Consider the following 10,775-nt stretch of genomic DNA (forward strand, 5'->3'; position numbering starts at 1 on the left):
GCCACTTCGTACCAAGATCGCCAAAGGGTGAAGCCGCAACCCACCGACGGGCACCGCAACGGACGACGGCCTCAGCGCTCGCCCCGGACCGGCACCGGGGATCGGCGGGTCAGGGTGCCGTGGGCTCGCACTCCGCGGAGAACGTGTCGAAGGCGACCGTCACCGTGCCGTCGGCGTTGAGGGTCGTGTGGTTCCTGATCCGGAGCAGGGCGTCGTTGCCCGGTCCCTGTCCCACGATCTTGAAGACCAGTTCCTGCGTCGAGGTGATGGGCAGCCCGCCGGAGCCCTGGTTGTAGACGAAGAGGTTGACCCGGGTGCTGACGTACCGGTCGCCGGTCGTCGCGCCGATGCCGTGCACGTTCGACTGGGTCTCGACGATGTGCACGTGGAACCCGCCGGTCCCGTCGACGGTCACGTGGTAGACCTCGGAGATCGTGCCGTCGAAGTCGACGACCTCGCCGAGGCCGTCGTTGGCGCAGGGCAGGACGACGGAGAGGTCCAGCGGGGCCCGGAGGATCCGGGTGGTCGTGTCGGCGGCGGCGTAGGCGGGCGCCGGCCCGGCCGCGAGCAGGAGCGACGGCGCGAGCAGCGCCACCGCCGAGGCGATTCGGGCCTTACCGGTGGACCTGATCCTGTGCATGGTGACCGTCCTTCCGGGACGCCGCGGCCGCGGCCGACCGGGCGCACCCCGGAATCTGCTCCCGCTGGGTGAGGGTGTCAATACGGTGCGCGTACGGCGGCGGGTCGGCCCTTCGGTTGGCGTCGAACGCCGGCGACGAGCCACGTCGAAGGCTCAGCGCCCGCCCACGGACCGGTACCAGGTCTTCTCGGTGCCCGCCAGGCTGAACGTCTGCTTCCGGTCCGGCTGCGCCACCACCACGAGCCCCGGCCGGTCCACCAGCCGGGTCGTCCCCGGCGGCGCCGCGAACGACGCATCCCGCGTCCGCCAGCTCAGCACGGCCAGAGGCTGCTCCGGCACCGGCAGGTAGTAGGCCTGCAACGTCGTGGACCGGTCGGCCGGGGAGACCACCGGAGCGCCACCGCCCGCCGGCCGGTAGACCACCGCCGTCATCGTCCCGGTGGCGCTGTCCCAGGTGAGCTGCTCCAACTCACCCGGCTCGCCGCCGCCGAGCGTCACCGACCCCAGCGACCGCACCGCGATCTTCGCCATCGGCCAGGACTCCGGCGCCGACTGCGGCGCCTGCCGGTCCCCGAGCCGCCGCGGCACGCTCCCGAACGGCCCCCGCTCCCCGCCGAGCACGCACGTGTCCAGTCCGGTCAGCGCCCGCTTCCCCGAACCCGTCTCGTCGCGCACCAGGGGATAGCGAGGCGCCGGAGTCGCCGTACCCAGGTCGAGGACGCGGTCCGCGGCCCGGCCGCGCGGCAGCGAGCGGGTGGGCCGCAGCGTCGCGGTCACCGCCACGGCCTGGCAGGCGGGCACGGCGACCGGCTCGGTGATGCCGTCGGCCGCGGGGAGCGCCTTGCCGTCGGGGCCGAGCAGCCGCTCCACCCGGGCGGAGGTGAGATAGCGGCGGCCGGTGGGCTGCTGGACGGGCAGCACGTCGGAGTAGACCAGGTAGCCGGGCTCGGTGTACTCGGTGGCGTGGGCCACGCGCCAGCGCTGCCCGTCGCGGTCGAGTTGCAGCAGCCAGGAGGCGGCCTCGCCGGGCACGTCGGCGGCGACCAGGGCGAGCGGCGACCCGGCCACCTCCCCGGAGTAGAGGATGCCCGAGGAGGAGAGGTGGGCGCGGTCGTCGACGGGGGAGCGCCAGTCGCGGACGGCGGCGGTGATGCCGGCGGTCGCGGCGGCGTCGCGGGTCAGGCTGCCCCGCGCCGGCCAGACCTTCAGGGTGCCGTCCAGGCTGTCGTAGCCGACCGGCAGCGTCGCGGGCTGCCGCCCGGCGACCGGGCCGCAGCCGGTCAGCAGCAGGGCAAGCAGCGCGGTGGCCGTCGTGCCGCGTCGGCGGGCTGAAGCCACCCTGTACGCCCCCTGTTATCCCATCGTGGTCGTGTCCGGAAGCCCACATGGTACGAGACGACCCGTCGCCCGGCCGCGCCCGGCTCACCCTTTCGGCCGATGACCATTGAGGACGGTGGGACGTGCGATTCGTACGCCATTCTCCCGCTCCGGTAGACTCCGCCGACTGTGACGCCTGCCGAGCCCCGTGGCGACTCGACGCCCGACGCCGACGCCCCCGGCGGACCGCTCTCCGTCATGGTGGACGAACCCCCGGTCACCGCGCCCGACCCGGAGCCGGCCGCGCCGGCCGCGCGGCGGCGGTGGCGGTGGACGCCGCGCCGGCTGGACCTGGCCGTGTACGGGGTGTTCCTGCTCGCTGCCCTCTGGGTGACCAGCGGCATCTGGGCCGACCCGGCCGGCCGGGTGGCCGCCCTCTACAGCAGCGACCCGGCGCAGGTGCAGTTCTTCCTGGCCCACTCGGTGCGGGTCGTGCTGCACGGCGAGTACCCGTTCTACACCGACCAGTTCAACTATCCGGACGGGGTCAACCTGATGGCGAACACCGCCATCCTGGCCCTCGGCATCCCCATGGTGCCGGTGACCCTCCTGTTCGGACCGGCGGTCTCCTTCGTCACCCTGGTGACGCTGGGTCTCGCCGGCACGGCCGCCGCCTGGTACCGGGTGCTCTCCCGGCACCTGGTCCGCAACCGGCTCGCGGCTGCCGTGGGGGCCTGGTTCTGCGGGTTCTCGCCGGCCATGCTGTCGCACGCCAACTGGCATCCGAACATCATCAGCCAGTTCCTGCTGCCGTTCATCGTGTGGCGGGTGCTGGTGCTGACCCGCTCCATCCGGCCGGTCCGCGACGGCGCGCTGCTCGCCCTGCTGGTCACCGCGCAGGCGTTCGTCAACGAGGAAATCCTGCTCTTCACGGCGCTGGCCTGCGGGGTGTTCCTGCTGGCCGTGGTGGTGCAGCGGCGCGAGCGGTGGGCCGCCGCCTGGCGGCCGCTCGCCGCCGGGCTGGCCGTCTGCGCGGTGCTCGCCGGGGCGCTGCTGGCGTACCCGCTGTGGGTGCAGTTCGCGGGGCCCATGGCGTACCACGGGCTGAGCGACACGGTCCGCGACTACGGCAACGACATCGCCGCGTTCTTCACCCCCGGCTCGCCCACGCTGGGCGGCAACGAGCGGGCCAACGTCAACCTGGCCCCGAACTACTCGGAGGAGAACGCCTTCTTCGGCTGGAGCCTGTCGCTGCTGGCCGTCGGCATCGTGGTCTGGCTGCGCCGGGACATGGTGGTCCGGGCGCTCGCCGCGACCGGGCTGTTCTTCGCCGTGCTCTCCCTCGGCGAGCGGGTCTCCTGGTGGGACCGGGACCTGGTCACCGGCCCGTGGGAGCTGCTGGTGAAGCTGCCGCTGCTGGACGCCGTGGTGCCCACCCGGTTCGGCCTCATCACCACCGTGGTCGTCGGGATGCTGCTGGCCCTGGCCGTCCAGCGGGCCGCCACGCTGCGGGTCGTGGAGCGGCGCACCATGCGTACCCTGACCGCCGCCGGTCTGGTCTTCGCGCTGCTGCCCATCGCGCCCATGCCGTTGCGGGTCACCACCCGCCCGGCCGTGCCGACGTTCATCACGGCCGACCGGTGGCGGCAGTACGTCGGCCCGGACCAGACGCTGGTCTCCGTCCCGGTGCCGGCCATGGGCAACACCGACCCGATGCGCTGGGCGGCCAGCACCGACCTGGCCTTCAAGATCCCCGGGGGCTACTTCCTCGCCCCGCGCAACGGGGTCACCGGCGACCCGGGCCGCTTCGGCGGCCGGCCCAGCGGCCTCGGCGAGCTGCTCGCCGAGGTCGAGGCCACCGGGCGTACGCCGAAGCTCGACGAGCGGCAGCGCCGCCGCTTCCTCGACGAGCTGCGGCACTGGCGGGCCGCCATCGTGGTGCTGCCGCTGAACGAGCAGAACGCCGAACCGCTGCGCCGCACCGTGGAGCAGCTGGTCGGGCCCGCCCGGCAGGAGCTGGACGTGTGGTTGTGGGACGTCCGGACACTGACCAGCCAGTCCGCCTGACCGGCCCGGACCGCCCCGACCCCGCGCAGCGGCGCCGGTGGCGGCCGCGCCCGGTCGACGCGCTCGTGGTCGCGGGCTACCTCGGGCTGGCCGTGCTGCTCACCGCCGGCCAGTGGGGCCGGCCCGACCGGCTGTTCCACCAGGCCGGCGACCAGATGCTGTTCGAGTGGATGCTGGCCCGCGCCGCCCGGGCGGTGACCGGCGGCGAGAACCCGCTGCACAGCGCCGCGTTGAACGTGCCGGACGGGGTCAACCTGATGGCCAACACCTCGGTGCTGGGGCTGGGCGTGCCGCTCACCCCGGTCACCGCGCTGTTCGGCTCGCAGGCGGCCTTCCTCGTCGCCGTGGTGCTCTGCCTCGCCGGCACGGCCACCGCCTGGTACGCGCTGCTCGCCCGCCGGCTGGTCCGCTCCCGGGCCGCCGCGGCGGTGGGCGGGCTGTTCTGCGGCTTCGCCCCGGGCCTCGTGTCCCAGGCCGGCGCGCACCTGCACATGGCCGCCCAGTTCCTGGTCCCGGTGATTCTCGGGCTGGTGTTCCGGCCGGCCGCCGACCGGGTTCGCCGGGACGGGATCCTGCTCGGGCTGGCCGTCGCGTACCAGGTCTTCCTCGGTGAGGAGGTGCTGGTCTTCCTGGCCCTCGCGGCCGGGGTGTTCGCCGGGGCGTACGCCCTCGCGGACCGGGCCGGGGCGCGCCGGCTGGCGCCCGTGGTGGCGCGTCGGCTCGGCGTCGGGGTGCTGGTCGCCGGGGTGCTGCTGGCGTACCCGCTCTGGGTCCAGTTCCGCGGCCCCGGCCATTACGACGGGATGCCCTTCTACGCGCGGGGCTACCGGCTGGACCTGGCCTCGTACGCGTCCGCCGCCCGGCAGACCGTCGCCGGGGACGGCTACCACGCCGGGCTGCTCTCCCCGAACCCCACCGAGGAGAACTCCTTCTTCGGACCGTTCCTGCCGCTGCTGGCCGTGCTCATCGTGGTCCGGCTGTGGCGGCGGCCCCTGGTCCGGGCCCTCGCGGCCTGCGGGCTGCTCTTCGCGCTGCTCTCCCTCGGCACCACGATCGTGGTGAACCGGCACGACACCGGGCTGCCGGGGCCGTACCGGCTGCTCGCCGGGGTGCCGCTGCTCGACCTCGTGGTGCCGGCCCGGTTCGCGCTGGTGTGCGTACCGGTGCTCGGGGTTCTGCTGGCCCTCGCCCTGGACCGGGTCCGGCACCGCGCGGCCCGCACCTGGGCGCCGTGGGCGGGCGCGGTCGCCGCCGCGCTCCTGCCGCTCACCCCGACCCCGATCCGCACCGTGCCGGCCATGCCGGTGCCGGCCTTCGTGGCCGGCGGCGACTGGCGGGCGTACGTGCCGCCGGGGCGGACGCTGGTGCCGGTGCCGCCCGTGACCGGGTCCGGGGTCAGCCCGGCCACCTTCTGGTCGGCGCGCACCGGGCTGGCCTTCGACGCGCCGGGCGGCTACTTCATCGGCCCCCGCTCCGCCGACAGTCCCACCGCGCACTGGGGGGCGCCGGACCTGCCCACCTCGCTGCTGCTGCGCCGGGCCGCCGAAACCGGCCAGGTGCCGCCGATCGGCGACGCGGAACGCCGCCAGGCCGTCGCGGACCTGCGGCACTGGCGGGCGGCGGTGCTCGTGCAGGCCGGCTCGACGCCGGGCGACCCGGTCCGCGCCACGGTGGACGCCCTGGTCGGCCCCGGCCGCGACGTCCCCGGCGCGCACCTGTGGGATGTCCGCCCCCTGACCGGCTGACCTCTCGGCCGAATGGCCGTCAGACGCGGTCGTGGACGTCCCAGAGCCAGACGTCGTCCACGCGCTGCGGCTGCCCGAGCAGCGCCGTCATCAGCTCGCGGAGCACGTCTTCGCGGGGGTTCGCGCCGAGCACCACCACCGACGCCTTCCAGAAGCGCAGGTCGTCGAGGGCCTGGCGGCGGTTCTCCTCGGTCAGCGGCGGAACCTTGTTGGCGTCCATCGTGGAGTAGATGAGGGTGCTGGTCGGCCGGTTCGGCGCGCCGAAGACCCCCTCGCCCACCTCGTTCGGCCCGATGAAGTAGCCGCCGGGAATGGGGAACGCCTGCTCGGTGAGCGCGCTCCAGCGCAGCGTGGGCAGGCCGTGCACGTTGCTCGGGATCGGCACCGGCACCAGGGTGCGGCCGTCCGGCACGTAGGGCCGCCAGCCGCCCGCCGTGATGAAGCGCGGCGGCGGGTCGATCTGCTGGGCCGGCAGCGGGCGGGGGAACAGCGGGAGCAGGGCGGCCACGATGGCCGCGTACCCGACGAGGCGCAGCCGGCGCCGGAGCGACCCGGGACTGGCGGAGCCGGTGCGCTGGGCGGGCACCGGCGGGCGGCCGCGCCCGGACAGGGCGTCCCAGGCCAGCGCGAGCAGCACGCCGACCGCGGCGGCCACCACCAGGCTGAGCCGGGTCGGCATCATCATCTCGACCAGCGGCAGGTCGTCCGGCACGTACGCCCAGGGGCCGTCGACGGTGGTCTCCACCCCGTCGAAACGCACCTTCGGGCCGATCGCGGCGACCGAGAAGACCACCACGAGCACGGCCAGGATCCGGGCCGGCAGCGAGCGGCGCACCAGCAGCACCAGGGCGGCCAGCGCCACGAGCACCAGCGGCCAGCCGAACCAGGTGTTCTGCTCGGTCAGCCCGATGGTCTGCTCCACCGCCTCGTTCCCGGCGACCGTGTCGCGGGCGAAGGTGACGAAGGCCATCATGTCCTCGCCCCAGTTGTGGAAGACCCCGCCCTGCAGGCCCCGGTAGGACTGCGGCCCGTTGAACTGGAACCAGATCGGGTACGCGGTCAGCAGCAGGGCCAGCCCGCCGCCCACCCCGGCGGCCGCGAGGAACGCGCCGGCCCGCTCGCGCGCCGCACGCGGCCGCTGCACCACCGAGGCCACCACGACCACCAGGCAGGCCAGCGCGGTGAGCAGCAGCATCTCCTCGTTGATGAAGATCTGGTACGCCACCAGCAGGCCCAGCGCGAGACCGTTGCGCCGCCAGCGACCCGGTTCGCCCAGCCGCAGCACCCGGGCCACGATCAGCGGGAGCAGGAAGTTGGAGACGAAGTTCGGCTGGCCGTTGGCGTGGTGCACGATGCCCGGGGCGAAACCGAGGAAGGCGCCGCCGACGAAGGCCGCCCCGCGCGAGCGCACCAGGTGCCGCGACAGCACCCAGTACGAGGTGGCCGCGGTGGCCGAGAGCGCCGCGCCGAGGTAGAGCGCGTACATCACCTGCGGGCCGAGCAGCAGGGTGAGCGGCGCCAGCGGCAGGGTGACCCCGAGCAGCGAGGTGTTCGCCATCATGTTCACCCCGTCCGGCGCGTTCTGCCGGGCGGTGAAGAGCGGGTTCTCCAGGTGACGCACCGAGTACGCGCCGTGCGCGAAGAGCCATTCGAACCAGCTGTGGTCGGTCGGCAGGTGCGAGGAGACCCGGTGCTCCACGTCCCCCCAGTAGTTGAGGCAGACGAGAACCCCGAGCACCGCATAGGCTCCGATGGCCAGCACGTCGGCGCGCGCCGGCCGGCGTCGGGGCCGACGCGGCGGGTCCGCCACGACGGCCTCGGCCTCGACGGGCGAGGAGTTCAGCGAGGGATCCACCACCGGCACAGCCACGACGGGCCATCGTACAGGCGGCACGTCGCCGCACCGGTCACGGCCGGCCGCCGGTGCGGCGGCGCGGAGAGGGGGTGGTCGTGACCGTCATTGATCTGGGTGAGCTGCGCGACGACACCGCGCCCGGTCCGGCGGCCCGGCGGCCGCGGGCCGTCGGCCGTCCGTTCCGGAGCGTCGTGGTGCTGCTGGTGGCGTTGGTCACGCTGGGCGCCGCCGCCCCGCCGTCGCGGCCCGCCGCGCGCACCCTGGCCGGCGGTCCCGGTGCCACCGCGTTCGTCTCCGGCGACCGGGTGTACGTGGTGCAGCCGCCCGACCCGCAGCGCGGCGTGGGCCGGCAACTCGTCGCCTACCACGTCGGTGTGGGTCCACTCCGGACGATCTGGCGGACCCTGGTGCCGGGGGAGGGAGCCGGCACCACGGTGTGGGAGCAGGACGGCACCGTGCTGCTCGTCGGGCGGGCCGCCAACGACTCCGGGTGGGAGACGATCGGCTTCGACGCCCGCACCGGCCGGGTGAGCTGGCTCCAGCCCGGGGTGGCCTTCCCGGCCGGCGGGGCGCTGCTCATGCAGGTCCCCGAGGTGACGGGCCGGCAGCCGTTCCGCCGGGTGGCGGTGAGCGACGGCCGGACCCTCTGGTCGGCCCCCGGCACCCCGGACAGCCTCGAGCTCAGCTTCGGCCCGTCCGGGGAGGTGGACCGGCTGGTGTACCTGCCCGCCGACGGCGAGACCGCCGTCTACGACCCGGCCAGCGGCGCGAGGCTGGCGGCCCGCGACCTGGCTCCGGGTGACCGGCCCACCCGGGGGCGGACCCTGCTCGCCGCCGGGCTGCTGCTGGTGATCGGGGTCGACGGCGGCAGCGTCACCGCCTACGACCTGGACACCCTGCAGCGGCGCTGGACGGCGGTGCTCCCGCTGCTCGGCTACGCCGAGCGGTGCGGCCGGCTGCTCTGTGCCACCCGGCTGACCGGCGGGATGTGGGCGCTCGACCCCGCCACCGGCGCCGTCCGGTGGACCGGCGACCGGTGGACGGGCACGTTTGGGGCCGCGGGCGGCCGGCTCCTGGTCGCCGCGGGCGAGGCCACGGCCACCGGAACCCCCATGGCGGTGGTGGAGGAGGCCACCGGCCGGCTGGTGGCCGACCTCGGCGTCTGGGAGGTGGTCCCCCAGGACGAGTTCGACGGCCGGCTGTTCGGCATCCGGCGGATAAGAAACAGCCGCCAGCTTCTTGTCGAGCTGGACCCGGCCGGCGGCCGCCCCGTGGCGCGTGACGTCCTGGTCGGCGCGATCGGGGACTGCCGGATGGGCGCGAAGCTGGTCGTCTGCCGCCACACGAACGGCGGGTTCGCGCTGTGGCGGCTGCCGTGAGCCCGGTCATCGAGCTGGGGGAGATGCGGCGCGGCGACGAGGCCGACGAGCCGGCGTCCGCGCCGGTCCGGCCGCCGGGCCGGGTGGCCCGGGTGGTGGCGCTCTGCTGCCTCGCGGTGCTCACCCTGGCCGGCGCGGCCCCGCCGGCCCGGCCGCCGACGGGGATCCGGGTGGCCGCCCCGCAGGGCGCCGTCTTCCTGGTCCTGGCGGACCGGCTCGTGGTGGCCGACGGGCCGGGCACCGTCGGCCGGGGTGGTCGCGTGGTCACCGGGCATCGCCTGCCCGGCGGCGAGCCGCTGTGGCGGTTCACCCTGCCGGCCGGCGACCACGTCCTCGGGCTGGGCACGGTGGCCGGCGGGCTGCTGGTGACGAGCAGCCCGGCCGGGGCCGGCGACACGCTCTCCACCCTGCTGGATCCCCGGACCGGCGTGGTGCGCTGGCGGCAGTCCGGCTACCCGGTGTCGACCGCGTCCGGCGGGGTGCTGTTCGAGACGCCGCGTGCCGCCGGGACGGGCACGGTCCTGGCCGTCGACCCGGCCTCCGGCGCGGTGCGCTGGTCGCTGCCGCTGCCCAGCAACGGGGTGGCCTACCGGACGGAGGACCGGGGGCCGACCCAGATCGTGCTGGTCACCCCGGACGGCCGGGTGGAGGTGCACGACGCGGACTCCGGCGCGCTGGTGCACGCCGGCCGGGTGCCGCCGGCCGCGGACCGGGTCTCCTACCGGTTCACCCAGGTGGTGGCCGACCTGCTGCTGGTCGACGGCGCGCCGGGCACGGTCACCGCGTACGGGCTGGACCGGCTGGACCGGCGCTGGAACGTGCCGGTGGAGCCCCGCGCCGGGGTGTGGTTCGTCGAGTGCGCCGGGATGGTGTGCATCCGCGACCAGGTCGGCGGCGTACGCGCCCTCGACCCGGCCACCGGCCGGCCGGGCTGGGTGGACGACCAGTGGGTCGGAATGGCGCCGGTCGGCGGCCGGCTGCTCGGCGCCGAGCCCGGTGTCGGGCTGGAGTTGGAGCTGTCGGTGCTCGACCCGGCCACCGGGCGCGCTCTCGCCCGGCTCGGTCGCTGGCGGACGACGGGTGTCGAGAGCGACCCGACCCGGCTGCTCGGGCTGCGCCGGCTGACCGGCGACCGGACGCTGGTCGGCGTGCTGGACGTCGCGGCCGGTGAGGCCCGGATCCGGGCGGTGCTGCCCGGCTCCTGGGACGAGTGCGCCGACTCGGGCACCGCGCTGGTCTGCCTGCGCCCGTCGGGCGGGCTGATGATCTGGCCGGTGGGCCGCTGACCTACCAGTTGGCCTGGACGGGCGCCGGCGGCAGCGGCACCGACCCGGGCCGCACCACGTAGACGACGCCGCCGCTGCCGCCCTGCCAGGCCGCCTCGAACGCCGCCCGGGGCACGGTCCGGCGCACCCCCTCGTCGTCGGGGGCGTACGGGTCGTTGAGCACCGGGTCGCCGTCGGCCGTGAAGCCGACCAGCACGATCAGGTGCCCCCGGGTGTCGTAGTCCAGCCCGGGAACCTGCCCCCGGGTGAAGGCCGCCGAGACGATCAGCGGGATGCCGGCGGCCACGAACCGTTCCGCCTCGACCAGCGAGCGCAGCCGGGTGACGAACGCGTCCACCCCGTGCAGTCCCGCGTACGCCGTGTTGAACGCCCAGTTCCCGGCCCCCGCGTACGCGTGGTCGTAGCAGTGCCGGGCGGCGTGCACCACCACGGGCCGGGGGCCGGGAACTGGGCGTTCAACACGGCGTACGCGGGACTGCACGGGGT

General features: G+C 75.3%; 8 protein-coding genes. 4 read left to right on the forward strand and 4 right to left on the reverse strand.

The features are described from left to right. Positions 1-109: 109 nt before the first annotated feature. Both F8274_RS06675 and F8274_RS06680 read right to left on the reverse strand, forming a co-directional pair. The gene (locus tag F8274_RS06675; RefSeq protein WP_151461400.1) at positions 110-640 is read right to left on the reverse strand and encodes a hypothetical protein; all 531 of its coding nucleotides are present in this window, start codon (positions 638-640) and stop codon (positions 110-112) included. A 153-nt stretch (positions 641-793) separates the two neighbouring features. Then, positions 794-1,978: a hypothetical protein gene (locus tag F8274_RS06680; protein ID WP_151461401.1), complete on the reverse strand. Its 1,185-nt coding sequence runs from the start codon at positions 1,976-1,978 to the stop codon at positions 794-796. A 237-nt stretch (positions 1,979-2,215) separates the two neighbouring features. On the opposite strand from F8274_RS06680, the gene F8274_RS06685 reads away from it, so the two are divergent. Both F8274_RS06685 and F8274_RS06690 read left to right on the forward strand, forming a co-directional pair. Further along, positions 2,216-4,024, forward strand: coding sequence for a hypothetical protein (locus F8274_RS06685; RefSeq protein WP_225853631.1), 1,809 nt, complete (start codon positions 2,216-2,218; stop codon positions 4,022-4,024). Further along, positions 3,982-5,769, forward strand: coding sequence for a hypothetical protein (locus F8274_RS06690; RefSeq protein WP_151461403.1), 1,788 nt, complete (start codon positions 3,982-3,984; stop codon positions 5,767-5,769). Before F8274_RS06685 ends, F8274_RS06690 begins: the two co-directional genes overlap by 43 nt. 19 nt (positions 5,770-5,788) lie before the next feature. Here the strand turns inward: F8274_RS06690 and F8274_RS06695 are convergent, their stop codons facing one another. After that, positions 5,789-7,624, reverse strand: coding sequence for a hypothetical protein (locus F8274_RS06695; RefSeq protein ID WP_192579734.1), 1,836 nt, complete (start codon positions 7,622-7,624; stop codon positions 5,789-5,791). A 95-nt stretch (positions 7,625-7,719) separates the two neighbouring features. Here F8274_RS06695 and F8274_RS06700 point away from each other — a divergent pair, with 95 nt between their 5' ends. Together F8274_RS06700 and F8274_RS06705 are read left to right on the forward strand one after the other, a co-directional pair. Then, positions 7,720-9,003 (forward strand): PQQ-binding-like beta-propeller repeat protein, encoded by a 1,284-nt coding sequence (locus F8274_RS06700; RefSeq protein ID WP_192579730.1) that lies wholly within the window; start codon positions 7,720-7,722, stop codon positions 9,001-9,003. Then, positions 8,988-10,289: a PQQ-binding-like beta-propeller repeat protein gene (locus F8274_RS06705; RefSeq protein WP_225853630.1), complete on the forward strand. Its 1,302-nt coding sequence runs from the start codon at positions 8,988-8,990 to the stop codon at positions 10,287-10,289. The genes F8274_RS06700 and F8274_RS06705 overlap by 16 nt, the downstream gene beginning before the upstream one ends. 1 nt (position 10,290) lies before the next feature. Here F8274_RS06705 and F8274_RS06710 read toward each other — a convergent pair. Next, on the reverse strand, positions 10,291-10,775 hold a 485-nt coding region (locus F8274_RS06710), incomplete at its 5' end, for a C39 family peptidase (RefSeq protein ID WP_192579731.1).

This window comes from Micromonospora sp. AMSO31t (assembly GCF_008868175.1).
GTDB lineage: Bacteria > Actinomycetota > Actinomycetes > Mycobacteriales > Micromonosporaceae > Micromonospora.

Coding starts and splice junctions, on each gene's coding strand:
- F8274_RS06675 (WP_151461400.1), bottom strand. CDS start 640: ATGCACAGGATCAGGTCCACCGGTAAGGCCCGAATCGCCTCGGCGGTG.
- F8274_RS06685 (WP_225853631.1), top strand. CDS start 2,216: ATGGTGGACGAACCCCCGGTCACCGCGCCCGACCCGGAGCCGGCCGCG.